Genomic DNA, 24074 nt, shown 5'->3' on the forward strand with positions numbered 1-24074 from the left:
ATCACTTTTACTCATAGGTAATAATGTTCGGCTGGGAAGGGATATGTGAGTTTGTCAGCGTGGCGGAGCAGGGGGGCTTTACCCCGGCGGCGCGCCAGCTCGGGGTCTCGGTGGCCCAGGTCAGCCGCCAGGTGGCACAACTGGAAGACAGGTTGCAGGCCAAGCTGCTGCTGCGCACCACCCGCCAGGTGCGCCTCACCGAACTCGGCGAGATCTACTATCGCCACTGCCGCCAGCTGCTGGACAACCTCTACGAGGCCGAACTGGCCCTGGGCCGCCATCAGGCCCAGCCCCAGGGGCTGCTGCGCATCACGGCCCCCGTCTCCTACGGCGAGAGCCGTATCGCCCCCCTGGTGAACGACTTCATGGTGCGCTATCCGGCCCTGGAGGTGACCCTCAACCTCACCAACCAGCTGCTGGATCTGGTCCATGACGGTTACGATCTGGCCATCCGGCTCGGCCACCTCAAGGATTCCAGCCTGGTGGCGCGGCGCCTGGCGGGGCGGGTGCCCTATGTGTGCGCCTCGCCGGACTACACGGCGCGCCGCGGCATGCCCAACAGCCTCTCCGAGCTCTCCCGTCACGCCTGCCTGCTCGGCAACGGTGACGAGTGGCACTTCACCCTGGATGGCCGCCCCTACAGCGTGCGGGTGCGTGGCCTGCTCAAGTGCAACAGCGGTCACGCCCTGGTGGATGCGGCCCTCAAGGGGATAGGCATAGTGCAGCTGCCCGACTACTACGTCGGCGACCATCTTGCCGCCGGTCGCCTCATCGAGCTGCTGCCGGAGCTGCGGGCGCCCGAGGAGGGGATCTGGGCCCTCTACCCGCAAAACCGCCACCTCTCCCCCAAGGTGCGGCTGCTGGTGGACTATCTGGCCGAGCGACTCGGGGAGCCGGGCCAGCCCTCCCTGATGCCCCCCATCGGCTGACGCTCAACAGGCGCTGTCTCCATTGCGTGCTGGAAGGCTAATCCTGAAGCAGCTCATCACGGTGAGGGCCGTCATCATGGATACCCCAGCCTCTCAGCCCCTGTGTCTCTCTTCCCATGATTTACCTTGCCTTCGCGACTATCCGTGCCGATGTGGCACAGATTGACTCCCTTTGTCAGCCCCCCAGCCTGGGCTGTCATCCTCCTGCCTGGCGGGCACCCTGTGTGGCACTCCCTCGCCAGCACAAAGCTCCGACCGCTTCCCTCGTCCCGGCGCAATAGACAGCAGATCCTGCAGCGGCGCCTACCGGATGGGGGGATGGGCGCACTGGATGGGCAAACCCGCACGCCTTCCCCTTGGCTAGACTGGATTGGTCGTCTTATGACTCCCATTTGGCGCATCTGCCCACCACTCTATCTGGAAGGATCCGATATGAAACCCTTGTTGACCGCCCTCTTGCTCCCCCTGTTGCCCCTCGCCGCACAGGCTGCCGAACCCGTCTGGATCACGGTCGGTGCCGACAGCGGCGTCGAACTCAAGCAGGTCAAGGCCAGGCTGGCCCCCCTGTTCAGCGCCAGCGGCGCCCCGATCCAGCTGGCCCAGGTCGAGGCAGACGAACTCGGCACTCTCTCCCATCTGATGCACGAAGGTCATCAGCGCTGCGGCGGTTACGTGGTGCACAGCAGCCTGGCCGATGCCCTGCAGAGCATGGCCCAGCCCATCAGCCAGAACCTGTTCAGCGCTCCGCCGCTGACCCAGGGGGCCAGTGTCAATCGGCTGCTGCCCCATCTGGATCAGGGCAAGATAGTCGGCACCATCAGCCAGCTCTCGAGCTGGCGCAACCGCTACTACACCACCACCACAGGGGTGCAGTCGGCCGACTGGGTGGCCAGCCAGTGGCAGAGCCTGAGCGCCACCCTGCCCTGGGCCAGCGTCAGCCGGGTCAAGCACAGCGGCTATCCGCAGCAATCCGTGGTGCTGACCCTCAAGGGTAGCCGCTACCCGGAGGAGGTGGTGGTACTCGGCGGTCACCTCGACTCCACCGCGGGCTCAGCCCCCAACAGCCGCACCCTGGCGCCGGGCGCCGACGACGATGCCTCCGGCATCGCCACCCTGACCGAGGTGCTGCGGGTCCTCGCCGAGCAGGGGCATCAGCCGGAACGCACCCTGCAATTCATCGGCTATGCGGCGGAAGAGGTGGGGCTGCGCGGCTCCAAGGACATCGCCACCCGCTACAAGGCGGCCAATACCAGGGTGCTGGCGGCGCTGCAGCTGGACATGACCAACTACCAGGGATCGGCGGAAGACATCGTCTTCATGACCGACTACACGGACCAGGGGCTGACCGGCTATCTGGCCCAGCTGCTCGATGTCTATCTGCCCCAGATCCGCTACGGCTACGACAGCTGTGGTTACGGCTGCTCGGATCACGCCTCCTGGCACAATCAGGGCTACCCGGCCGCCATGCCGTTCGAGTCGCGTTTCAACGACTACAACCCCAACATCCACACCGCCCGGGACACCTTGCACAACTCGGATCCCTCGGCCGCCCACGCCCTCAAGTTCGCCCAGCTGGCCACCAGCTTCGCCATCGAGATGGGCAAGATACACTGAGGCGCCAGGGGCGATGAAGCACGTAAAAAAAGGCCCACATCCGTGGGCCTTTTGCATTTCTGGTATGGGCGAAGCGCTACTCCCGCTCCTTGACGTAGGGGGTACCGAGGGCCCTGGGGGCCACGGCCCGGCCGATGAAGCCCGCCAGCAGGAACACGGTCAGCACATAGGGCAGCGCCTCTATGGCCTGCACCGGGATGGGGAAGTCCCCTATGCTGACCCCCTGCAAGCGGATGGCGACCGCGTCGAGGAAGCCGAACAGCAGGCAGGCCGCCATGGCGCTCCAGGGGCGCCACTTGCCGAACACCAGGGCCGCCAGCGCCATGAAGCCCTTGCCCGCGCTCATGTTGGGGATGAACTGGGCAGTCTGGGCCACCGCCAGATAGGTGCCCCCTATCCCCGCCAGCAGGCCGCCGATGATGAGCGCCGTGTAGCGCATGCGCACCACTGAGATACCGGCGGTGTCCACCGCGGCCGGGGCCTCGCCCACCGCCCGCAGCCGCAGGCCGAAGCGGGTGCGAAACAGCACCCACCAGGCGAGCGGCACGGCGGCGAACGCCAGGTACTCCAGCAGGGAGTGACCGCTCAGCAGCTCGCTGTAGAGCTGACCGAGCACGGGCACGTCATACAACTCCCTGGCGAAGGGCAGATCGATGGGGGCGAAGCGGGCGGCGCCGGACAGCGCCGGGGTCTGCCCCCCCTGATCGAACCAGTAGCGACCCAGGGTGACGGTCAGACCCGCCGCCAGTATGTTGATGGCCATGCCGCTCACCACCTGATCGCCCCTGTGGGTGATGGTGGCGAAGCCGTGCAGCAGGGCAAACAGGATGGCGATCCCGGCCCCGGCCCCCAGGCCAATCCAGGCGGAGCCTGAGACGGCGGCCGCCGCGCCGCTGGCGAAGGCGGCGGCCAGCAGCTTGCCCTCCAGGGCGATGTTGACCACCCCGGAGCGTTCGCAAAACATGCCGGCCATGGCCGCCAGGATCAGCGGTGGCGCGGTGCGAATGGTGGCGTCCAGCATCAATATCAGTGTCTCAAACATGATGTGGACTCCCTTCGACGCGCAAAACATTGCTGTCATCCATGGCGACGGGCGCTGTGGGTATGGTGGCATCCAGCATCAGGATCAGGGTTTCAAACATGGTCAGACTCCTTTGACCTGAACGGTGTGACGTCGAGCGATGGCCAGATAGGCCTGCTCGATGCGCGGGCGCAGCATGTGCTCCAGGGCGCCGCAGAACAGGATCACCAGACCCTGCAGCACCACCACTATGTTGCGATCCACCCCGAACTCGAAGCTGAGCTCGGCGCCCCCCTGGTAGAGGAAGCCGAACAGCAGACTGGCGATGATGACGCCGACCGGGTGGTTGCGCCCCATCAGAGCCACCGCTATGCCGGTGAAGCCGAACCCTTCCACGAAATTGAGCTTGATCTGGTGCAGCTCCCCTTGCAGCACGTTGAGGGCGAAGAAGCCCGCCAACATGCCGGAGATCACCATGGCCAGGATCACCACTCCTGGGTAGGAGATGCCCGCATAGGCGGAGGCCGAGGCGCTGGCTCCGACGGCGCGCACCTGGTAGCCCCAGCGAGTGTGCCAGATGAAGACCCATACCAGCAGTGCGCAGACGAGCGCCCAGAAGAAGCTGATATTGAGCGGGCTGTTTGGCATCGTCATGCCGACAGCGGCCGCCAGCTCGCTCATCTTCGGCAGCCAGCTCGCCACGGCGAACACCTTGCTCTCGGTGGCCATGGATCCGGGCGGCTTGAACACGTCCACCAGCAGATAGGCCATCAGGGAGGCGGCGATGAAGTTGAACATGATGGTGGTGATGACGATGTGGCTGCCCCGCTTGGCCTGCAGCCAGGCCGGGATGAAGGCCCAGGCCGCGCCGAACAGGCCGCCGGCAATGATGGCGAGCGGCAGCAGCAGGGCGAACGGCAGCACGTCCCCGAGCAGCAGACAGACCAGCCCCACGCCCAGGCCGCCGATATAGGCCTGCCCCTCACCGCCTATGTTGAACAGGCCGGCGTGGAAGGCCACCGCCACCGCCAGACCGGTGAAGATGAAACCGGTGGCGTAGTAGAGGGTGAAGCCGATCCCTTCGCCGGTGCCGAAGGCGCCGTACCACATGATCTCGGCTGCCTCTATGGGGCTGATGTCCAGGTAATAGAACAGGATGGCGGAGACCAGGAAGGCCAGCCCTATGTTCATGGCCGAGAGGACGCCGACCGAGACCCAGGCCGGTACGCGTTGTTGACTCATGGTTGGCTCTCCTTGCCTGCCCCGTGGGAGGGCGTTGTGGCCGCCACCTCGTCGGGGATGATATTCGCCATCATCAGGCTGATCGTTGCGCTTGTTGCACTGATTGATCTCATGTTCATGATGTGGCTCCTTGCGATGGGCTTGCCGTCATCTCGTCGGGCAGGATGTTCGCCATCATCAGGCCTATGGTGCGTTCATCCGCACTGGCGCCGTCCAGCTCGCCGACGATACGGCCGTCGCTGATCACCAGGATCCGGTCCGACAGGCTCATGATCTCGTCCAGCTCCACCGACACCAGCAGCACCGCCTTGCCCTGATCCCGCATGGCGATGATCTGCTGGTGGATAAATTCGATGGCACCTATGTCCACGCCCCGGGTCGGCTGGCCGATGAGCAGCACGTCCGGGTCCTGCTCCACTTCCCGGGCGATCACCAGCTTCTGCTGGTTGCCGCCGGAGAAGTTCGCGGTCTTGTGGTCCGGGCTTGGCGGGCGCACGTCCCACTTGTCCATCTTGGCCTGGCAGTCCCGGCGGATGGCCCCCTTGTCCTGCAACCAGCCCTTGTTGTATTGGGGGCGGCGGTGATAACCGAGGATGAAGGCCTCCTGGGCGTCGAAGCGGTTGATGAGCCCCATCTTGTGCCTGTCTTCCGGCACATGGCCCAGGCCGTAGTCGCGCACCTGCTCCGGGCTGGCCGGATGCTGGCCATCGATGCGGTGGACGCTCCCCCTGCCATGGAGAGTGAAGCCTCCTTCGCTGGGCTTGAGGATGCCGCCGAGCAGGCTGAGCAGCTCGGACTGGCCATTGCCAGAGACCCCGGCCACCCCGACCACTTCCCCGGCCCGCACCGCGAAGCTGACGGACTTGAGCCGTGGCACACCGTCCGGATCCCGGTAGCCGAGGCCATCCACCTGCAACCTGGGGGCCCCCGGCCGGGCCGGGCCCTTGTCGACCTTGAGGCGCACCTTGCGCCCCACCATCAGCTCGGCCAGCTGCTCCTTGTCGGTGTCCTTGGTGGCGACATGGGCCACCATCTCCCCCCGGCGCATGATGGAGACCCGGTCCGTGATGGCCAGGATCTCTCGCAGCTTGTGGGTGATGAGCATGATGGTGGTGCCCTGATCCCGCAGTTTTTTCAGCACCTCGAACAGGTGATCCGCCTCCTGCGGGGTCAGCACCCCGGTGGGCTCGTCCAGGATCAGGATGCGGGCGCCGCGATAGAGCGCCTTGAGGATCTCGACCCGCTGCTGCAGGCCCACCGGCAGGTGCTCGACCTTCTCGTGCAGCGGCACCTCGAGGCCATAGTCCCGGGCCAGCTCGCCCAGCAGCTTTTCGGCCGCCGCCAGACTCTTGCCCAGGTGCCAGCCGTGCTCGGCGCCAAGAATGACGTTTTCCAAAACCGTGAAGTTGTTCACCAGCATGAAGTGCTGGTGCACCATGCCCACCCCTGCGGCAATCGCATCCTGGGAGCCATGGGGCTTGAAGGGGTGGCCGTCGATGAACATGTCACCGCGATCGGCGTGGTAGAAGCCGTAGATGATGCTCATCAGGGTCGATTTGCCGGCGCCATTCTCGCCGACGATGCCATGAATGCTGCCTTTGTGAACCTGGAGGTCGATCTGCTTGTTGGCGTATACCTCGCCAAACCGCTTGTCGATACCGCGCAATTCGATGGCGTAGCGATCCGTCTGGTCCATGATGCAGTCCTTGCTGGTCATGACGCGTCTCTCCCCCTGATCAGGCAGGCCCGTTCAGAGGGAGTGAGACCGAAAACCGGCCCGCGAGCGGGCCGGTGTGTCTGGTAGCCAATGGGCTGTCAGTAGTTGCAGGTGCCGTCGCTCATGTAGTCATGCACCTTGACCTTGCCGGCGATGATGTCGGCCTTGATGGCGTCCGCCTTGGCCTTCATCTCCGGGGTGATCAACGCCTCGTTGTCCTTGTCCAGCGCCCAGTCAACGCCGCCTTCCGCCAGACCCAGGGACTGGATGCCCGGCTGCCAGCTGCCCTTGGCGGCGTCATCCCAGCTCTTGTAGGCGGCCAGTCCCACGGACTTGACCATGGAGGTGAGCATGGTGCCCGGCTGCAGATGGTTCTGGTTGGAATCCACCCCGATGGCCAGCTTGCCCTCGTCCTTGGCGGCCTGATAGACGCCGATACCCGTGCCACCGGCGGCGGCATAGACCACATCGGCCCCCTTGGCGAACTGGGACTTGGCGAGCTCCGCGCCCTTGGCCGGGTCGGCGAAGGCCGCCGGGGTGGAGCCGGTCATGTTCTGGAACACTTCCATCTTGGGATTGACGTACTTGGCACCCTGCTCATAGCCGCACTGGAACTTGCGGATCAGCGGGATATCCATGCCGCCCACGAAGCCGACCTTGCCGCTCTTGGACGCCATGGCCGCCAGGGCGCCCACCAGGAAGGAGCCCTCATGCTCCTTGAAGACGATGGATTGCACGTTCGGCTTGTCGACCACCATGTCGATGATGGTGAACTGCACCGCGGGGAACTCGGTGGCGACCTTCTCTACCGCCGAGCCCATGTTGAAGCCGACCGCGACGATGGGGCCGTTGCCCCGGCTGGCCAGACGGCGCAGCCCCTGTTCGCGCTGGGCCTCGTTCTGGGGTTCGAACTCCTTGACCTTGACCCCCTTGTCCTTGTTGTAGACTTCGACGCCGTTGCGAAACACGGCCTCGTTGAATGACTTGTCGAACTTGCCTGCGGTGTCATAGATGACGGCGGGCTGGGAAGCGGCCTGGGCCGAGAGAGCGGTCAGGGTGAAGGCGGCCACACTGGCCAGTTTGAGTAGCTTAGTCACGATCTTGTCCTTGATTGTTATTGAGGGTCCGTAACCTGCTGGCGCAGGCAAGCGTGCACGCAGGCTAACTGTATGTGAGTGAGGTCGGGGGTCAAGGCGGGCATTGCAGAAAAACGTTTGCGCTAACGGTTTGATACATAAGCGAATGAATTTATAAGTGGTTGTTTATAGTCAACTTTATGGTTTTTTGTGCTGAATTTTTACGGCCTCAAATGACATTTTCATTACGAATCATGAGGTTGTGCGCAAGCGTTTTCCTCTGTTGGGGCAAAAGTGGGTGTCGATAGGAGCCCTCATGGCCCCATGGCCAGTGGCACTGGCCCGGCTTGGGAGGGACGCCGCCCTCGGGTCCGATACCGGGTCGGCGCCGTGAGGAGGTGGTGATGCACCGGGATTTGGTCTGCGGCCGCTCAGGCCGTATAATCGCCGCCTGTATAAATAAACAGGAGTGGTGATGGACGTTTCAACCCTGCTCGACGGGCTCAATGACAAGCAAAGAGACGCGGTGGCGGCCCCTCGCAGCAACCTGCTGGTGCTGGCGGGTGCCGGTTCGGGCAAGACCCGGGTGCTGGTGCACCGTATCGCCTGGCTGATGCAGGTGGAGCGTTGCTCACCCTTCTCCATCATCGCCGTGACCTTTACCAACAAGGCGGCGGCCGAGATGCGCGGCCGGGTCGAGAAGGTGATAGGGGACGGGGTGCGCGGCATGTGGATAGGCACCTTCCACGGCATCGCCCACCGATTGCTGCGGGCCCACCATCTGGATGCGGGCCTGCCCCAGGATTTCCAGATCCTCGACTCCGACGACCAGTACCGCCTCATTCGCCGGGTGCTCAAGGCGCTCAATCTGGACGAGAAGCACTGGGCCCCCCGCGCCGTGATGGGCTACATCAACGGCAAGAAGGACGAGGGCTTGCGCCCCGGCGACATCGACCTTTACGGCGACCCCGTCACCCGCACCTATCAGCAGATCTACAAGACCTATCAGGAGACCTGCGATCGCTCCGGGCTGGTGGATTTTGCCGAACTCCTGCTGCGCGCCCACGAGCTGTGGCTGAACAAGCCCCATATCCTCGAGCACTACCGCGACCGCTTCCAGAACATCCTGGTGGACGAGTTCCAGGATACCAACGGCATCCAGTACGCCTGGCTGCGGATGCTGGCGGGCGACACAGGCAAGGTGATGATAGTCGGCGACGATGACCAGTCCATCTACGGCTGGCGCGGCGCCAAGATAGAGAACATCCAGCGCTTCCTGACCGACTATGAGGGGGCGCAGACCATTCGCCTGGAGCAGAACTACCGCTCCACCGCCAATATCCTCAAAGCCGCCAACAGCGTCATCGCCAACAACTCTGAGCGGCTCGGCAAGGAGCTGTGGACCGAAGGCGCAGAGGGGGAGCCGATTTCCCTGTATGCCGCCTTCAACGAGGTGGACGAGGCCCGCTTCGTGGTCGGCCGCCTCAAGGACTGGAAAGAGAAGGGCGGCCTGCTCGCCGACTGCGCCATCCTCTATCGCTCCAACGCCCAGTCCCGGGTGCTGGAAGAGGCGCTGATGCAGGACGCCATGCCGTACCGCATCTACGGCGGCCTGCGCTTCTTCGAGCGCCAGGAAATCAAAGACGCCATGGCCTATTTGCGCCTTATCAACAACCGCGGCGACGACGCCAGCTTCGAGCGGGTGGTCAACACCCCGACCCGTGGCATAGGCGATCGCACCCTGGAGATATTGCGCAATAACGCCCGGGATCAGGGCCAGAACCTCTGGCAATCAGCCAAGGGGCTGCTCAATGACAAGGTGCTGACCGGTCGAGCCGGCAACGCGGTGCGGGGTTTCGTGGATCTCATCGACGCCCTGGAAGAACAGGTCTCCCTGCTGCCGCTGCACCAGCAGGCGGATATCGCCATCCAGCACTCCGGCCTCAAGGCCATGTATCTGGCGGAGAAGGGCGAGAAATCCCAGGCGCGGGTAGAGAACCTGGACGAACTGGTCACCGCCTGCCGCCAGTACCAGCGTCCGGACGAGCTGGAAGACATGAGCGATCTCTCCGCCTTCCTCGCCCACGCGGCGCTGGAATCCGGCGAGAATCAGGCGGACGAATACGCCGATGCGGTGCAGCTGATGACACTGCACAGCGCCAAGGGGCTGGAATATCCCCTGGTGCTGCTGGTCGGTGTGGAAGAGGGCATGTTCCCCAGCCAGCAATCCACCGAGGAGTCGGGGCGCTTGGAAGAGGAGCGCCGCCTCTGTTACGTGGGCATGACCCGCGCCATGGAGAAGCTCTACATCTGTTATGCCGAGAGCCGCCGCATCTACGGCCGCGAGATGTTCCACAAGCCGAGCCGCTTTATCCGCGAGATGCCCGCCGAGTGTCTGGAAGAGATCCGGCTGCGCACCCAGGTCAGCAGACCCACCCAGTACGGCCGCTTCAGCCAGAACGAGGTGCAGCAAAGCTTCGACGCCAGCGGCATCAAGCTCGGCCAGCGGGTGCTCCATCCAAAATTCGGCGAAGGCATAGTGCTCAACTTCGAAGGTGTGGGCCAGCAGAGCCGGGTGCAGATCCAGTTCGACGAGGTCGGCGCCAAGTGGCTCGTCACTGCTTACGCGAGATTGGAGGCGCTTTAATCCCCTCACCCTGACCCTCTCCCAACGGGAGAGGGGATCATCCCCGAGATAGCGTCATGGGTAAATTGTGTGCCTGGTTGTTGGCAGCACGGCTGGCGCCGTGCAGGACGGACGCGAGGGCTGGGCCCTCGATAGGGTTTCGCCCGCCCTTCGGGCTTGGGCGAGTAACTTTTCTTTGCGTGGCCAAAGAAAAGTCACCAAAAGAAAGGCCACCCCCGCCAATCCGCTGGCTTCGCCAGTCCCCTCGGGCCAGAGCCAACGTCGGACGGGCCGCCGCAGACGGCACGTCCCTGTGCCGACTGCGGCTACGCCATCATCCCTGATGGCGTCCCTGACGTTGCCTCTGCTCCTCGGCGGATTGGAGGGGGATCAATACCGTGGCCGACTGTGGCTTGGGGGCTTCACCCGAGGTTTGGGGAAGGGATAGTGCTGAACTTCGAAGGGGTCGGCCAGCAGAGGCGGGTGCAGATCCAGTTCGACGAGGTCGATGCCAAGTGGCTGATGACGGCGTATGTGAGATAGGAAGCGCTGTAACGTTCATTGTTTTCTGACTTAACCAACCCGGCTTTATGCCGGGTTGGTTGTTATATTTGATTAGGATGACTTTAAAATGTTGCGCTATTTTTGCCTATTTTTTAGAAGTATATACAACAGCGTTATATGCTACCACTCAATCCATGTAACAGATTGATGGCATTTATCTTCTAATGTAGATGACCAATTTTTCTGTAATTTTTTTTGAAGTTGAATCTTCTGCTTATAATCCCGCCCCGGAGCAGGTGACCTATTACTTGGTGGTGGTGGAACAACAAGACTTAAAGCCTTTATCTCTGATTTTGGTAATGCGGATGTAATCATGCTTTTGTGATTCCAAATAAAGACGTAGCTCGATGTTGCGCCAATAATTGAGTTGCACTGTATTGAATCGCTGTTTGTCTCGATATTATATCTTGCTGAAAAACCATTTTTCACTTCTTCTGCGTCAATTTTAGATGAAAAAGATAAAAGCATGGGTGAACTTAAAAAGCCCAAAAATACAAAAATTATAATTATTATTGGCAATATCTCACGAGATTTATAGACTTTTTCTTCTGTCGTAACTTCATTATTTACAGTGGTTGTCAAGAAACTATAAAGAGAAATCGGAATAGCAGTCAGAGAAAATGATATCAACAATAGCTTTATTATTACTCCTTGATGTAAAGCCATTTGATATATGTCAGACATTCCGCCGAAAATGAAAAAATCAAAACCAAAATAAGAAGTGTAAAATGTGACCATGAAGTAGCATTCCGCTGTAAAAACAATCACACTGAAAGTCGATATTGCAATGCTGTGGTTTTGATAAAAAAGCATGGTGTTTTTTATTGCTGATGCACATTTTTGTATAAAATTGACCATCATCTTATTCCCCAATAGCTCTCGATTTCATGTCCATATTAAATAGCCAAAGCCAGTTTATCCCAGAGAAATAGGTTCGAATAGGCTGTAGGTTCGATTCCGCGCTAGTCCGATTACGCTTCGCTAATCGAACCTACATGCAGGCGGGTGCCAACAGGTGAATGCCCCAGGCTCCCGCCTATCTGGCTCACCTCAACTGAAACGCCTTGACGAGAAATTCGATAAAGAGCCGCACGTTGCGGGACTGCTCCTTGTGGAAGGGGTAGACGGCGAACAGGGCGTGGGGGTCGGGTTGCCAGTCGGGGAGCAGTTTGACCAGGGTGCCGTCCGCCAGTTCGCTCGACACGAACTCTTCTGGCACCAGGATCACCCCGAGCCCTTGCACGGCCGCCTGTTTCAGGGCGATGCCGTTGTTGGCGCAGAAGCTGGCGGGCTTCAATTCTACCGCCACGCTCTCCGCCTCCCGGCTGAAGAACCATTTGCCGGGGGAGGATGAGAGGCTGTAGCGCAGGCAGTGGTGGCCCTTGAGATCCGCCGGGTGGGCGGGCTGGCCCGCCTCCTGGAGATAGTCTGGGGCGGCGCAGAGCACCCGCTGCACCTCGCACAGGGGTTTGGCGCGCAGGGTGGAGTCATCCAGGGTGCCAGCCCCCCGGATCACCACATCCAGCCCCTGATCCACCAGATCCATGTAGGCGTCGCTCAGGTTCACCTCGATGCTGATGTCTGGATAGCGGCGCTGGAACTCGCAGACGAGGGGGTTGAGCCGGATCAGTCCGTAGGACATGGGCATGCCTATCTTCAGTCTGCCCCTGGGGGTGAAGGAGGCAGCCATAATGGACTGGTCGGCGGCGTCCAGGCTGTCCAGTACGGCGCATATCTGGCCGTAATAGGCCATGCCCGATTCGGTGACGCTCAGCCGCCTTGTGGTGCGGTTGATCAGCGCAATGCCGAGATAGGCTTCCAGCTCGTTGATGTTCTTGCTGACCGCCGCCTGCGAGAGGTGCAGGTCGTCCGCCGCCGCCCTGAAGCTGCCCATCTCCACCACCCGGCGAAAGACGTTCAGCGCCGTGATCTTGTTCATCCTGCCCCCGTTAATTCACTACTGGTAAATGATGGTGCCATCATTGCGCAGTTTATTCACCATAGTGTGTATCGCAAGGAGGGCCATCGGCAACGGCCCGTCATGGCAACGCGGGGCATGACGAGGCGGCCGGGCTGCTGCCCGACCGCCCGATCCATGGAGGAGGCTTATTGCACCTTGCCCGGGGCGGGGGGCAGGGTGATGCCGACATCGGCCCAGGGGTTGGTGCCGAGCAGCTGGGCGTGGGGCACGTCGGCCTGGTAGCGCATGGTGAACGCCTCGGGGCCATGGGCGAAGGCCACCAGCAGCCCCTGTCTGGCGTCCATCAACCCGGCGTGCATGCCGAGCCCGTGATAGCTGACGCGCACGGCCTTGTCCTCAAGGCCCACCTTGTCTATCTGGAAGCGGGCTATGCTGCCGTCTTTCAGGGCAAAGCCCCAGCGGAAGGGGCCGCCGCTGACGACCGTCATCACCTCGTCGATGTCGGTGCCGTCCTCGGCGGAGTTGACATGCATGCGGCCATATTTGCCGAGCACGGCGCTGCGGGTGCGCTCGTCCAGCGCCATCAGGTCATAGACCTTGGGGTAGGGGCCTACGCCGGTTTCTTCGGTGGCGACGCCGCCCCCTTGCACTGCGGGTTCGCGCCCTGCGAGCCTGGCCTGCTCCAGCAGCTCCCCCTGACTCAGGTTGAAGGCCGCAATCAGGGCGCCGTGCTCCGCTTTGGTCAAGGCGCGGCGGTGAGAGGCTTCGAGCAGCGGCCTGGCCGCGTCGGGGATGTCGACGGTGACCACGTTGACGCCTATGGGGTTGAGCGCTTTGTTGACCGCCTCGACCCCGGTGACGGCGGGGCGGCCATCGCTGAACTGTACCGAGACCAGGTCACCGGCGAAGGTGTTGAAAGAGATTGCCGAGGCGATGGCGCCGGCCAGCAAAGCGACTTGGGGGAATTTCATATCAGATTCCTCGTTAAGGTTCGAGGAGCAGTCTAGGGCGCTGGAGTGTTCACTGAAATGGCACTTAACTGATATCAAAATTCACTAATGGTAATAAATGGTAGGGGAAGCGGGAGCGGGAACGCCCGCTCTGTGAGCGGAAGTCTGGGACACCCATCTTTTTGAGGGAGGCGTAGCGAGGCTGGCTCTCGATATCAAAACGTGGGTGTCCCAGATGAAAAGGCGGGACGGCAGGAGAGAAGGTTCCGGGAGCCGGGGGAAGATGACAGCGGGGGCCGCCACCATGGCGGCCCCCGCCTTGGGATAAATCGGGCCCTGTCAGCCTGGCTGTCAGAGAGGCGGCCGAGGGGGAAGCGGCCAGGCCGGGATCTTTAAGGGTTTGATCTGGCTTGCTGTTTTTACGAGCGATAGCTCATATAATCGCCGCCATGAAGATGATTCGGATGGATTCGATGGGCACGGCGATGGCGGCCCTGCTCGTGCTGCTCTGCTCCGCTCTGACATGGGCGGCGCCCACCCCCTTTGTGGCGCTCCCGGGCGCCTCAACGGCGAGCCTGGTGAATATGGAGCCGCTGCTCTCCTGGTTTCGTGGCGAGTTCAGCAACGCCGAGCAGGCCGGTTATGACCCGCGCTTTGCCAATGCCACCCTGAGGCTGACAGAGATCTGGCCGGGCGGGGCCGGGGTGCGCTGGGTCTATGCCGAGCAGAGCCTGGCCGGGCGTCCCGAGCGACCCTTTCGCCAGCGCATCTATCGTTTCAGTGCCGGGCCGCAGGGGCGCATCCTGATGAGCGAGCTGACCATGCCCAGGGCCAGCGGCTTTGCCGGTGCCTGGCGGGATCCCGCCCTGCTCGCGGGCCTGACCCCTTCCCAGCTCTCCCTGCGCGGCGGCTGTGACATCTGGCTGCATCGCCAACCTTCCGGCGACTATCAGGGTCGCAGCGACATCGGCCTTTGCCCGACCGATTTTGGCGGCGCCGCCACCCTGGTGCAGTACGTCTGGATAGGCAAGGACAGGATCCGCTTGCTGGACAGAGCCTACGACGAGGAGGGCCACCCACGCTGGGGCAGCCCGGGGGAGGGTTATCTCTACCTGCGGCTGCCTGCCACCGGCTGAGTCGGCTCGGGTAGGGCCCGGGTGCGGGCGGCGCTCGCCAGGGCGCGATAGAGCAGCAGGTAGCCCAGGGCGCACACCAGGCTCGCCATCAGGAAGATCTCCTGCACCGCCACCCTGTCTCCCAGCAGTGCGATGATGAGCCCGGCCAGGGGCAGGCTGAGCTGATTGAGCAGCACCATCAGGCTGATCACCCTTCCCCGCTGTTGTTCCGCTATCCAGTGCAGGCGCTCGGTGCGAATGAAGACATTGAACAGACCGCACAGGCCGTAACTGAGGCCGCATCCCAGCAGATACCAGCCGAAACTCGGGGCCATGGCCATGATGAGGCCCCCGGCCAGGATCAGCAGGAAGGCGAGCTGCCCTATCCAGTAGACGGCGACCCGGCGCAGCAGCCAGGGCATCAGCAGGAAGGCGCCGATGGAGATGCACCCCATGGTGAGCTGGACGCTGGCCAGGGTCTGATCGCTCTGGCCAAACAAGCCGAGCGTCATGGGGGCGGCGGTGGCGAGCGCCAGGCCGACGATCAGGTTGACCAGCATGGCGAGCCCGACCAGGCGCAGCAGTATGGGCTGGGCCAGCAGGGCGCCGAGCCCGACCCTCAGCTCGGGCAGCAGGGCCCGGCGTCGATCCTGGGGGTTGGCGGCGGGCGCGGCGCCCCGGGTCAGCCCCAATACTCCGGTGGCGCTCAGGGCGAAGCCCAGGGCGCATCCCCACAGCAGCTGGGTGGCCGGCAGCCAGATGAGCAGGGCGGCGGCCAGGGCGGGGCCGAGCACGCTGGCCCCGTTGTTGGTGACCTGCAACCAGCTCTGGGCCTTGGCCATGTCGGCGGGAGGCACCAGCTGGGGCAGGGTCGTCTCGAGGGCGATGAAGGCCTGGGCATAGCAGAAGGCGCACAGCGCCATCATCACCATGATGGGGGCCATGCCGCTGCCGGGCCACAGGGTCATGATGAGGGCGGTGACGACGCAGGCCGCCGCCCTCAGACCGTCGGCCAGTATGTAGACGCGCCGTCCGCCGACCCGGTCGGCAAACACGCCGGCCAGGGGCAGGGAGATGAGGCGGGGCAGCCACTCGATGAAGAAGGCCAGCCCGGAGAGGGCAACGCTCCCCGTGCTGCGATAGACCAGCAGGGGCACGGCAAACTGGAGGATCTGATCGCCGAGCCCGGACAGCATGCGGGAGCCCAGAAAGACGGAGAAGCGCATTCCCTGCATAGACGTACTCCTCAACAGTGGACGACCGGCTGGTCGCAGGCGATCTCGGTGTCGGCCTCGATGGCATCGGCCAGGGTGTCGAGCCAGGCCAGCAGGGTCGGGTAGTCGGCATGGTGCAACACTATCTGGCCCATGAAACCGCCATTGTCGGTCACCCTGGCGCTGACGCGCTCCCCCACGACCTTGCTGTAGCCGCCCTGATGCAGGGTGATGCCCAGAGACAGGGCGAGGCGCGGGATATCGGCCTGGCGGCTCAGGGTGCCGCTCTGGCGCGGGCGCAACATGCGGATCCCGCTATAGCCCAGCTGGCGGGGGAGGGCGGTGTGGGTCTGCCCCGTGCGGGCCCAGTGCAGCCAGCGTTGCCAGGGATCGAACGCCTCGAAGCTGAGGGCGGCGAGATCCCAGATGTGCATCCCCGCCGGTCGCATGTTGCTCTCCACCGCGCTGGCCCCCTGTTCGCGCAGGAAGAGCTCGTTGTGATAGGCCCCCCACTCCTCGGCCAGCAGTCGGCGCATGAAGCCCCCGGCCTGATTGAGCCAGCGGGTCTGCTCCGGGGTGAGCCGGGCGGGCACTATCTGCTGGTACTCGGCGCGGTACTCCCCCTGGGTGGTGTGTTTCTCGGTCAGCCAGCGGCAACCGGCCACATAGTCCCAGCTGAATTCCCGGGCCCCCTCGATGAGGGGCTCCATCATGATGCCGCTGGCGTGATAGGGGGCCAGTTCCTCCCAGACGGCGGCGCAGTCGGTGTCTTCATGGACGGCCATGCAGCCCCGGCTGTTGCCCTCGGCCACCGGCTTGATGAAGCCGGTGCCGCCAAATGCCTCCCGGGTGGCGACCAGGGAGGCCAGGCTGTCGATGGCCCGGGCCGTCAGGGGCAGATAGTGATCCGGGGCGGGAACCTCGGCCTCCATGGCCCGAAAACGCCCCTTGTCCAGGCCCGCCAGGGCCGCCTCTGGCCGGGCGCCGGGCAGCCGGTAGTGCTGGGCCAGCATGGCTCCGAGCGGTACCCCCCTGTCGGAGAAGGGGAGTATGCCGACCGGTGTCATGGCCGCGTCGGCCAGGGCCTCGCACACCCGCGCCAGTGCGGGGCTCTGGCCGAGCTCCGCCTGGATCACCAGGTCGGCAGCCTGCCAGTCTTGCAGGCTGGCCCGCTCCACCACCAGCACCAGCTGGCAGTCGAATCGGCCGTGGGCCAGCTGGCGGAGCTTGGCGACATCATAGATGCGCACATTGTTGTAACCGACGATGACGAAACAGGGGGTCATGCTGATACCTCCATCCGCGCGGGCGGGGTCGAAATGTATTCCACTCGGGTCTGCTCCAGCAGGGCGCCGAGGGCGAGAGGTAGGGTCTGTGCCTGGCCCTGCACTATGCCGGACAAGGGGGTGGCACCGGTGGCATAGCTGATGCTGCCGGGGCGTGCCGCCACAGGCGTCGCCTGATGCCAGCTGTGCAGCAGGGCGCCCCAGCGGCCGTGGTCGAAGTGGATGCGCTGGGTCTCGCCCCTGTGGTGGGCCGGGTAGACGAACCAGCCGTAGTGGGTGTCGGTCAGGGGGGCCGCCTGCTGGGTGATCTCCCCGTGGAGCTGGTATTGCAGGTCGATGTGATAGAGGTTGAGCCCCGTCCTCAGGGCGAAGGTATCGGCGACCCCGGCCCCGCCGACCCGGCAGGCGGTCTCGAGGAAATAAACCCGGCCCGCCTCATCCTGGATCAGCTCGAAGTGGAAGCAACCCTGCGCCTGCCCCAGGGCGGCCAGGGTCTGGCGCAGCAGCGTTTCCATCTGCGGCTGGGGGGCTATCTGGACCGAGCCCAGGGGGGCGCCCCCGGCGTAGTCGAGGCAGTTGCCCACATAGCGGCTGGTGATGGATTGCACGACCTCGCCATCGCGCAGGAAGCCGTCCAGATGACAGATGCTGCCGGGGATGAAGGCCTCGACGAAATAGTCGTCCGGGCGGGTCAGCTGCCCGATGGCGCCGAGCAGCTTCTGCCTGTCCCCCATCACTATCCCGGTGCTGGAGGCTTCCAGCCTGGGTTTGAGCACGAAACAGCCGGGGCCGTCCGGCAGGCGGGCAAAAGCCTCAAGGGACCAGAAGTCGGGCTGGGGGATGCCGGCGGCGCGACAGCGCAGGCGCATGGCCCACTTGTCTCGCAGGGGCAATATGGCCGCCGGGCGATCTCCTGGGATGGCGAAACGCTCGCGCAGCAGGGCCGCCGCCAGCAGCTCGTACTCTGAGCGGGCGATCAGCCGGTCGGCGGCGCGCAGCAGAGGGGCGCACTGGCGGGCCAGCTCCTCGGCCTCGAAGCTGGCGACCTCATGGTGGTGGCTCCCGGGGGGAAGGTCTGCCTGGCCGCCGGGCAGGCAGAGGTAATCGACCCGGTGCGAGCCCTGGTCTATCACCTGGTCGTAGCGGATCTTGCCATAGGGCAGGCGGTGCAGGATGACGATGTTCATGGGTGATACTCCACCTGGAAGTGGTGCGCCGTGCTGGCGGCGAAGTCGGAGAAGTTGTGGTGCGGCAGCGCCGAGATGTCCCAGAGGGCCTGGCCGATGAAGATCTCCCGCTCTATCTGTGGCAGGCGATCACCCTCCTGCACAAACAGGCGCTGATCGAGCAGGGGGACCTCGGCGCCGTTCCGGGGCTGGATGCGCGCCAGGGTGCGGCCACTCTGACCGAAGAAGACACGAAAGAAGCTGCGCCGGTTCGAGGGTTGCACCGGCTGAAGCGGCCGTGACAACAGGCTGTCTAGCCAGAGGGAGAGCAGGTCCACCCCGGCGTGATGCCGGGTGCTCTCCAGTATGTAGGCACCGCCGATGCGCGGGTTGATCTCGACCATCTCCCACCCTTGCCGTTCGGCAAACTTGGCCTCGATATGGAACAAGCCCGTGGTGACTTCCAGGCTCGCCAGGCAACGGGTGACGAAGGTCTTGCCCTGCGCCAGTTGCTCGGCTTGTACCGAGACCGGGGGGCAGACGCAGGCGTTCTCCAGCACGGTAAAGCCCTGCTGGTGCATGTCTATCTTTTCATGGACGGCCAGTACCTGCGCCTCTCCCTTCGTCACTATGACCTCGAAGCAATACTCGGTGCCCTGGATCAGGTCTTCGATGATGAATTCCGGTTCCCCCTCAAAGACACCGGCATAGGCCTGATCGGCGCAGGCCTGTCGCCACAGCGTCTCGAGCTGGTCAGGTTGATCCAGCTTGTCCGCCCGAAATGCGCCGAATGAGGCGAGCCCGGTTCTGGGCTTGATGAAGAAGGCGCTGGGATCCGTGATCCCTTGCCACAAGGCGTCGGTAAGCGGCTGGGCTTGCACCCGGGAGAGTCCGTCTCCGTGCAGCCAGCGTCGCATGGTGAGCTTGTCCCGCAATCGGGTCACGCAGCTCACGTCGAGGTCGGTGGCGCCGAGCAGGCCATTGGTCTGTGCCATGAGCTCGCGATAGCCATCCCATACCGAGATACAGGCGACCAGGGTGACCTCGTCGGGCAGGCGCGCCAGGCAGGCCGCTATGTCCTGCATGGTCAGTGCATGGCCATCGGTGATCTCGAGCTGGCTGACCCTATCCCGCCAGGGAGGGGTGAGCGCGCGGGATGGGCGGGAAGAGAGGACATAACACTCGAGTCCTCGGGCCGCCAGCTGCTGTTGCAGTGGGGCGACCATGGAGAGCAGCTGGTGGGACAGGATCAGGACACCTGTGCGTGAATTCATGGGGTCACTCCTTGGGGGCCTGATGGACAGGCCCCGCTCCGTGCTTATGCGGCTTGCCCTGTGGCCTGGCCATGCTTCTCGTACAGCTCCACGAAGAACAGCTTGAGCAGCTCCTGGATTTCGCTGAAGTAGCGCTTGATGTCGACGATGTCCTGCTCGCTCTCGATGAGCAGATGCAGGATGTCCCACATCTCCTGGGTGTGATCCTCCACCAGATCGGTGTTCAGATGGGCGGCCTGACCGGCAATCTTGTCTTTGCCCAGGGAGTCGGCCATGGCGGCAATCTGCTTGGGGGTGATCTTCTGGGTGGTGTACTCGACCAGATAGCTGTAGCAGACCACGCCGAGGGGCTTCTCGTGTTCGGCCACGAAATAGAGGTAGCCGGCCAGCAGCCGGGTGTAGAAGCTGGGCTCGGTGCGATAGATCTCTTCCTGGCTGACGCCGATCCGCTCCGCATCCTGAATGAACAGGGTGTCGTGCAGCATCTCTTCATCCTGATAGGCGGCATAGCGCTGGGCGGCTTCGGCATTGATGCGGCTGATCTTGTGCAGGTTGTTGCACTGGGCGCTGCGCATCAGGCGGATACGCCAGGCATGCTCCATGAGGGTCTGGCGATAGTAGGGCAGGTTGACTTCGGACCCCTCCAGGTGGCGGGCGAAGGGAACGGTGCGGTTCCACTCGTCAATCTTGGTATCGAGAAATGCGTCCAGCTCCCGCTTTACCCTGGCGCTCTCCTGAAGGGAGAGCAGGGGTTTGCGACGAACGATGGCGCGGTCCGTGATGCGATTTTTCAAGTCCATTTGAGAGTCCTCAGGTTGAGTTAGCGAAGAATGACGTCGCCCAGCACCTTGCATTGGCAAGCCAGGCGCAGGTTGGTATCGGTCTGTTTTGTCAGCGCGAACAGCCGCTGCTCCCTGGGTGTCAGGGCAGAGAGCTGGTCCTGCCCCTCGACGACATTGATGGTGCAGGTGCCGCAATTGCCGGCGCGACAGGCGAACCGGATGTGGTCGTCCATGTCGAGCAGGCGGATCGGGTCGGGTGAGTCGATGACGACGCCGCTTTCCAGGAAGGTGATGCTTGGCATAGTTGAGTTCCGGCAGATAGGGGCTAGGCCGTGGATGGGCCTCATTTGCTGGGGCAACTCTAATCTCGCCCTCTATGGGGGGGCAGGGAAGGACGGTATTCATTTGGCATTACTTTGCCGGTAAAGTGGCCGGTAAAGTTGCGCAAGGAGGCAGCCATGATGATCCCAGCGTTGGTATTCAGGCCAGGGGAGCCCAAGGTGGTTCAAATCACGGACCACCTCGGCCAGTTGATCCGGGAGGGCGTGCTGCCCATGGGGACGCGGCTCCCCTCCATCCATGCCCTGACGCGCCAGTTCGGGGTGAGCAAGTTCACCGTGGTGGACGCCCTTGACCGGCTCAAGGGCCAGCAGCTGGTCCATGCCAGCCAGGGGCGTGGCTACTTCGTCTCCCGCCGTGGCCCGGTGCCGGATGGCGACAGCCTGGGGCAGCTGCTGCCCCAGGATTTTCTGAGCGTCTCCCGGCGCGCCCTGATCGGCGAACAGGGGGCGAGCCGTCCCGGCTGCGGCTTCTTGCCCGCCGATTGGCTCGATGGTGACAACCTGCGCCAGGCCCTGCGCCAGGTGAGTCGGCAGCCCAACCTCAGGCTGGCCGAGTATGGCGATGCCGCCGGCTATCGCCCCCTGCGCGAGACCCTGAGGGATCGCCTGGCGGTGCTCGGCATGGCGCTGACCCCGGGCCAGCTGGTGACCACGGCCAATACCATGCAGGCGCTGGATCTGCTGCTGCGCCTGCTGTTGCGCCCCGGGGATACCGTGCTGGTGGATGACCCCTGTTACTTCAACTTCCACGGTGTCCTGAGCCTGCATGGTGCCCGGGTGCTCTCCCTGCCCCGCACCCCGAATGGCCCCGATCTGACCCTGCTGGAGCGCTGGCTCAGGGAGGAGAAGCCGCGGCTCTATCTCACCTCCGGCCTGCTGCACAACCCCACCGGCCAGTCGCTCTCGCCTGCCCAGGCGTTCAGCCTGCTGGCATTGCTGTCCCGCTGGGATTGCCATCTGATCGAGGATGACCTCTATGGGGATCTGCTCGGGGAGGTGCCCAGGCTGGCCAGCCTGGGGGGCTGGGATCGGGTGACCTATGTGTCGGGGTTCTCCAAGCTGCTCAGCGCCAACCTCAGACTGGGTTTCGTCGCGGCCAGCCCGGCCCTGGCCGCCAGCCTCGCCGGCCTGAAGCAGGTGTGCGGCGGGGTGACCATGGAGATAGGGGAGCGGATGCTGACCGGGTTGCTGCGAGATGGCCACTACGATCGGCAGCTGCGGCGGATCCGCCAGCGGCTGTGCGATGCGGGGGGGCGTGTCGACGACTGGCTGGCGGGACTGGGCTGTCGGCTGGAGTTCGATGGCCAGGGGGGCCTGTTTCGCTGGGTGCGGCTGCCGGACGGGGTCAACAGTGAGACCCTGGCCCAGTCGGCCCTGGCCGAAGGCATCGCCCTGGCGCCGGGATCCCTCTTCACCCGGAGCGAGGAGGGGCAGCGTCACATGCGACTCAACCTCGCCCACACCGATCACCCCGAGCTGATGGCGCGACTGGGTCGGCTGCTGCGCGAGGCCGGGCGAGGGGAGACTTAGCCCCCAAAGGGGCCTTATCGGCCCGGGCTATCCGTGCTGGATAAGCTGCCCGGCCATTCCGCCCGGCAATGTCGCCCGGGAGGGAGAGGCTGGGTCCGGACACCCAAAGAGCGGGCCGGGGCCTGGCCCCTGAGGGGGGCGCCGCGCCGTTGCCCGCGTTAAATGAGCTGCTCGGCCATGCCGCCCAGAATGGAGAGGCTGACGGCGCCGAACAGCAGGCCGGTGACCAGATTGAGGGGGCGCTGCACCCGGCCGAGCAGGCGCTGGGCTCGCGGGGTGGAGAGGCACCAGGCGAGCAGGCCGAACCAGGCCAGGGAGAGCAGGAACAGCTCCAGGATCAACAGGCCCCGGGTCAGGCTGCCCACCTGGGGGGTGACCATGGCCGCCAGCAGGCCGACGAAGAACAACAGCGCCTTGGGATTGAGCAGATTGGTGGCGAGTCCGCGCCGAATGCCGAGGGCCAGTCCGCCCCGTTCGCTCCCTGCCTGCAGGCGGTCGGCCTCGCCACCCTGCCAGGCGGCCCTGAGGGCACCCCAGCCGAGCCAGCCCAGATAGAGGGCCCCGACCAGCCGCACCAGGGTGAACAACCAGGGGTGACTGGCGATCAGCAGGCTGATGCCGGTCAGGCTGAAGGTGGCGTGCAACAGGATGGCGAGGGCGATGCCGATGGCGGCGCCCAGGGCGGTGGGCCTGTGCAGGCTGGTGCGCAGGATCAGCGCAAAATCGGGCCCCGGGCTTGCCAGGGCGATGAGATGGAGGAGTCCCAGGGTGATGAACAGGCTCTGCATGTGGCTGCTTTCCTTTACTGTGCCGGCGATGAGGAGAAGAGCTTGCCAGCTCAGGGATGGCCGCGGCTTGTAAAAGATTGCATCTGCTGGCGGTATTGCGCCGGCGTGATGCCGAAGGCCTGGCGAAAGCCGTGGTGGAAATGGCTCTGATCGAAGAAGCCTACCGTCAGCGCCACCTCGCTCACCGCCATGCCCCGGGCGAGCAGGGCCTTGCTGCGCTCGAGCCGCAGCCGCTTGAGCCAGGCGTAGGGGGTCATGCCGCTTTTTTTCTTGAACTGACGCAGGAAGGCGAAGCGATCCAGCCCGAACAGGGCGGCGAGCTCCTCCAGGCTGTGGGGCTGGTCGAGTCGGTCCAGCAGATGCTCGCGCAGGAACCTGAGCTGGGGATCCGACAGCCTGTGCTCGCAGGGGGCCAGGTGCAGCAGATCCCCGAGCAGGGTCAGCAGGGTGCTCTGGGCCAGCAGGCCGTCGGCCAGGGGATCTTCCAGGTACATGTGCAGGCGGGCGAAACCGGCGTAGAGATCCGGGCGCCGCTGCAGGGCGCGGTCGAAGAAGTGTTCGCCACCGGGCAGCCAGTTGGCCAGGGTGGCGGGATCGATGGAGAAGACCCGCACCTCGTACCCCTCCGGCAGCAGGCTCAGGCCGTCGTGCATCTCGTCGGGATTGACGGTGGAGAGTTCGCCGCGCACCAGGGCGTGGCTGTTGCCCTTGTGGATGAACTTCTGGCCACCGCGCTGCACCAGGCCGACGTGATAGTCCAGGTGGACGTGACGGCCATAGCTGAACTCCCTGTGATGGGAGTGGGACAGCTCCAGTCCCGGCAGGTGGGGGGAGTGCCAGTAGTGAATGGGGGCTATGGGTTTCATCCCCTATCAATACCCCAGATGAAGGCAGGACGCTTGTAGATTATTGCGATCC

General features: G+C 63.9%; 22 protein-coding genes. 6 read left to right on the forward strand and 16 right to left on the reverse strand.

From position 1 onward, the window contains the following. Positions 1-23 precede the first annotated feature (23 nt). Both BN1119_RS13790 and BN1119_RS13795 read left to right on the forward strand, forming a co-directional pair. A complete protein-coding gene (locus BN1119_RS13790; protein ID WP_041998995.1) occupies positions 24-929 on the forward strand; it encodes a LysR substrate-binding domain-containing protein in 906 nt (301 codons plus the stop codon). A gap of 432 nt (positions 930-1361) precedes the next feature. Further along, positions 1362-2543, forward strand: a complete 1182-nt coding sequence (locus BN1119_RS13795) for a M28 family metallopeptidase (protein WP_041998998.1) — start codon at positions 1362-1364, stop codon at positions 2541-2543. 76 nt (positions 2544-2619) lie between these two features. Here the strand turns inward: BN1119_RS13795 and BN1119_RS13800 are convergent, their stop codons facing one another. The 5 genes from BN1119_RS13800 to BN1119_RS13815 all read right to left on the reverse strand — a co-directional run bounded on the left by BN1119_RS13800 (position 2620) and on the right by BN1119_RS13815 (position 7620). Further along, on the reverse strand, positions 2620-3585 hold the full coding sequence (locus BN1119_RS13800) for an ABC transporter permease (RefSeq protein WP_041999001.1): 966 nt from the start codon (positions 3583-3585) through the stop codon (positions 2620-2622). A 102-nt stretch (positions 3586-3687) separates the two neighbouring features. After that, positions 3688-4806, reverse strand: coding sequence for an ABC transporter permease (locus BN1119_RS13805; RefSeq protein ID WP_041999004.1), 1119 nt, complete (start codon positions 4804-4806; stop codon positions 3688-3690). After that, entirely contained in the window at positions 4803-4925 is a 123-nt protein-coding gene (locus tag BN1119_RS21050) for a hypothetical protein (RefSeq protein ID WP_280136489.1), read from the reverse strand. Before BN1119_RS21050 ends, BN1119_RS13805 begins: the two co-directional genes overlap by 4 nt. Continuing rightward, positions 4922-6502, reverse strand: coding sequence for an ABC transporter ATP-binding protein (locus BN1119_RS13810; RefSeq protein ID WP_041999276.1), 1581 nt, complete (start codon positions 6500-6502; stop codon positions 4922-4924). Before BN1119_RS13810 ends, BN1119_RS21050 begins: the two co-directional genes overlap by 4 nt. Before the next feature lie 119 nt (positions 6503-6621). Next, entirely contained in the window at positions 6622-7620 is a 999-nt protein-coding gene (locus tag BN1119_RS13815) for a BMP family lipoprotein (protein ID WP_041999007.1), read from the reverse strand. Positions 7621-8074: 454 nt separating this feature from the next. Between BN1119_RS13815 and uvrD the strand changes: the two genes are divergently transcribed. Next, complete coding sequence (gene uvrD / locus BN1119_RS13820) at positions 8075-10246, forward strand: DNA helicase II (protein ID WP_041999009.1); 2172 nt, start codon at positions 8075-8077, stop codon at positions 10244-10246. Positions 10247-10672: 426 nt separating this feature from the next. Then, positions 10673-10768, forward strand: a complete 96-nt coding sequence (locus tag BN1119_RS13825; protein ID WP_041999012.1) for a hypothetical protein — start codon at positions 10673-10675, stop codon at positions 10766-10768. 141 nt (positions 10769-10909) lie between these two features. Here BN1119_RS13825 and BN1119_RS20515 read toward each other — a convergent pair whose 3' ends face one another. From BN1119_RS20515 to BN1119_RS13835, 3 genes are all read right to left on the reverse strand, one after another. Next, positions 10910-11650 (reverse strand): hypothetical protein, encoded by a 741-nt coding sequence (locus BN1119_RS20515; RefSeq protein WP_157438667.1) that lies wholly within the window; start codon positions 11648-11650, stop codon positions 10910-10912. Positions 11651-11834: 184 nt separating this feature from the next. Continuing rightward, positions 11835-12728 carry a LysR family transcriptional regulator gene (locus BN1119_RS13830; RefSeq protein ID WP_041999015.1) on the reverse strand — a complete coding sequence of 298 codons (894 nt, stop codon included), beginning with the start codon at positions 12726-12728 and terminating at the stop codon, positions 11835-11837. 167 nt (positions 12729-12895) lie between these two features. Further along, on the reverse strand, positions 12896-13681 hold the full coding sequence (locus BN1119_RS13835; RefSeq protein ID WP_041999017.1) for a hypothetical protein: 786 nt from the start codon (positions 13679-13681) through the stop codon (positions 12896-12898). A gap of 452 nt (positions 13682-14133) precedes the next feature. Between BN1119_RS13835 and BN1119_RS13840 the strand changes: the two genes are divergently transcribed. Beyond that, a complete protein-coding gene (locus BN1119_RS13840) occupies positions 14134-14796 on the forward strand; it encodes a chromophore lyase CpcT/CpeT (RefSeq protein WP_084205483.1) in 663 nt (220 codons plus the stop codon). On the opposite strand, the gene BN1119_RS13845 is transcribed toward BN1119_RS13840, so the two are convergent. From BN1119_RS13845 to BN1119_RS13870, 6 genes are read right to left on the reverse strand one after another with little or no spacing between them, the layout of a single operon-like run. Continuing rightward, positions 14769-16010: an MFS transporter gene (locus tag BN1119_RS13845; RefSeq protein WP_041999022.1), complete on the reverse strand. Its 1242-nt coding sequence runs from the start codon at positions 16008-16010 to the stop codon at positions 14769-14771. The two genes, BN1119_RS13840 and BN1119_RS13845, sit on opposite strands and share 28 nt — an antisense overlap. Positions 16011-16021: 11 nt before the next feature. Next, on the reverse strand, positions 16022-17275 hold the full coding sequence (locus BN1119_RS13850; protein WP_052448066.1) for an ATP-grasp domain-containing protein: 1254 nt from the start codon (positions 17273-17275) through the stop codon (positions 16022-16024). Then, positions 17272-18462: an ATP-grasp domain-containing protein gene (locus tag BN1119_RS13855; protein ID WP_052448067.1), complete on the reverse strand. Its 1191-nt coding sequence runs from the start codon at positions 18460-18462 to the stop codon at positions 17272-17274. The genes BN1119_RS13850 and BN1119_RS13855 overlap by 4 nt, the downstream gene beginning before the upstream one ends. Then, positions 18459-19715, reverse strand: coding sequence for an ATP-grasp domain-containing protein (locus tag BN1119_RS13860; RefSeq protein ID WP_041999028.1), 1257 nt, complete (start codon positions 19713-19715; stop codon positions 18459-18461). The genes BN1119_RS13855 and BN1119_RS13860 overlap by 4 nt, the downstream gene beginning before the upstream one ends. 44 nt (positions 19716-19759) lie before the next feature. Next, the gene (locus BN1119_RS13865) at positions 19760-20515 is read right to left on the reverse strand and encodes an iron-containing redox enzyme family protein (protein ID WP_041999031.1); all 756 of its coding nucleotides are present in this window, start codon (positions 20513-20515) and stop codon (positions 19760-19762) included. A gap of 20 nt (positions 20516-20535) precedes the next feature. After that, the gene (locus tag BN1119_RS13870) at positions 20536-20799 is read right to left on the reverse strand and encodes a 2Fe-2S iron-sulfur cluster-binding protein (protein ID WP_041999034.1); all 264 of its coding nucleotides are present in this window, start codon (positions 20797-20799) and stop codon (positions 20536-20538) included. Positions 20800-20955: 156 nt separating this feature from the next. Here BN1119_RS13870 and BN1119_RS13875 point away from each other — a divergent pair, with 156 nt between their 5' ends. Then, a complete protein-coding gene (locus BN1119_RS13875) occupies positions 20956-22368 on the forward strand; it encodes an aminotransferase-like domain-containing protein (protein WP_041999037.1) in 1413 nt (470 codons plus the stop codon). Positions 22369-22526: 158 nt separating this feature from the next. Here the strand turns inward: BN1119_RS13875 and BN1119_RS13880 are convergent, their stop codons facing one another. Next, positions 22527-23156 (reverse strand): LysE family translocator, encoded by a 630-nt coding sequence (locus tag BN1119_RS13880; RefSeq protein WP_041999040.1) that lies wholly within the window; start codon positions 23154-23156, stop codon positions 22527-22529. Positions 23157-23206: 50 nt separating this feature from the next. Beyond that, positions 23207-24022 carry a helix-turn-helix transcriptional regulator gene (locus BN1119_RS13885; RefSeq protein WP_041999043.1) on the reverse strand — a complete coding sequence of 272 codons (816 nt, stop codon included), beginning with the start codon at positions 24020-24022 and terminating at the stop codon, positions 23207-23209. Between the last annotated feature and the right edge of the window lie 52 nt (positions 24023-24074).

Source organism: Aeromonas bivalvium (assembly GCF_000819765.1).
Classification (GTDB): domain Bacteria; phylum Pseudomonadota; class Gammaproteobacteria; order Enterobacterales; family Aeromonadaceae; genus Aeromonas; species Aeromonas bivalvium.

Bases quoted from the DNA above. Each gene is read 5' to 3' on its own strand.
- BN1119_RS13790 (WP_041998995.1), top strand. From the start codon at position 24: ATGTTCGGCTGGGAAGGGATATGTGAGTTTGTCAGCGTGGCGGAGCAG.
- BN1119_RS13795 (WP_041998998.1), top strand. From the start codon at position 1,362: ATGAAACCCTTGTTGACCGCCCTCTTGCTCCCCCTGTTGCCCCTCGCC.
- BN1119_RS13800 (WP_041999001.1), bottom strand. From the start codon at position 3,585: ATGTTTGAGACACTGATATTGATGCTGGACGCCACCATTCGCACCGCG.
- BN1119_RS13805 (WP_041999004.1), bottom strand. From the start codon at position 4,806: ATGAGTCAACAACGCGTACCGGCCTGGGTCTCGGTCGGCGTCCTCTCG.
- BN1119_RS21050 (WP_280136489.1), bottom strand. From the start codon at position 4,925: ATGAACATGAGATCAATCAGTGCAACAAGCGCAACGATCAGCCTGATG.
- BN1119_RS13810 (WP_041999276.1), bottom strand. From the start codon at position 6,502: ATGGACCAGACGGATCGCTACGCCATCGAATTGCGCGGTATCGACAAG.
- uvrD (WP_041999009.1), top strand. From the start codon at position 8,075: ATGGACGTTTCAACCCTGCTCGACGGGCTCAATGACAAGCAAAGAGAC.
- BN1119_RS20515 (WP_157438667.1), bottom strand. From the start codon at position 11,650: ATGATGGTCAATTTTATACAAAAATGTGCATCAGCAATAAAAAACACC.
- BN1119_RS13830 (WP_041999015.1), bottom strand. From the start codon at position 12,728: ATGAACAAGATCACGGCGCTGAACGTCTTTCGCCGGGTGGTGGAGATG.
- BN1119_RS13835 (WP_041999017.1), bottom strand. From the start codon at position 13,681: ATGAAATTCCCCCAAGTCGCTTTGCTGGCCGGCGCCATCGCCTCGGCA.
- BN1119_RS13840 (WP_084205483.1), top strand. From the start codon at position 14,134: ATGGGCACGGCGATGGCGGCCCTGCTCGTGCTGCTCTGCTCCGCTCTG.
- BN1119_RS13845 (WP_041999022.1), bottom strand. From the start codon at position 16,010: ATGCAGGGAATGCGCTTCTCCGTCTTTCTGGGCTCCCGCATGCTGTCC.
- BN1119_RS13850 (WP_052448066.1), bottom strand. From the start codon at position 17,275: ATGACCCCCTGTTTCGTCATCGTCGGTTACAACAATGTGCGCATCTAT.
- BN1119_RS13855 (WP_052448067.1), bottom strand. From the start codon at position 18,462: ATGAACATCGTCATCCTGCACCGCCTGCCCTATGGCAAGATCCGCTAC.
- BN1119_RS13860 (WP_041999028.1), bottom strand. From the start codon at position 19,715: ATGAATTCACGCACAGGTGTCCTGATCCTGTCCCACCAGCTGCTCTCC.
- BN1119_RS13865 (WP_041999031.1), bottom strand. From the start codon at position 20,515: ATGGACTTGAAAAATCGCATCACGGACCGCGCCATCGTTCGTCGCAAA.
- BN1119_RS13870 (WP_041999034.1), bottom strand. From the start codon at position 20,799: ATGCCAAGCATCACCTTCCTGGAAAGCGGCGTCGTCATCGACTCACCC.
- BN1119_RS13875 (WP_041999037.1), top strand. From the start codon at position 20,956: ATGATGATCCCAGCGTTGGTATTCAGGCCAGGGGAGCCCAAGGTGGTT.
- BN1119_RS13880 (WP_041999040.1), bottom strand. From the start codon at position 23,156: ATGCAGAGCCTGTTCATCACCCTGGGACTCCTCCATCTCATCGCCCTG.
- BN1119_RS13885 (WP_041999043.1), bottom strand. From the start codon at position 24,022: ATGAAACCCATAGCCCCCATTCACTACTGGCACTCCCCCCACCTGCCG.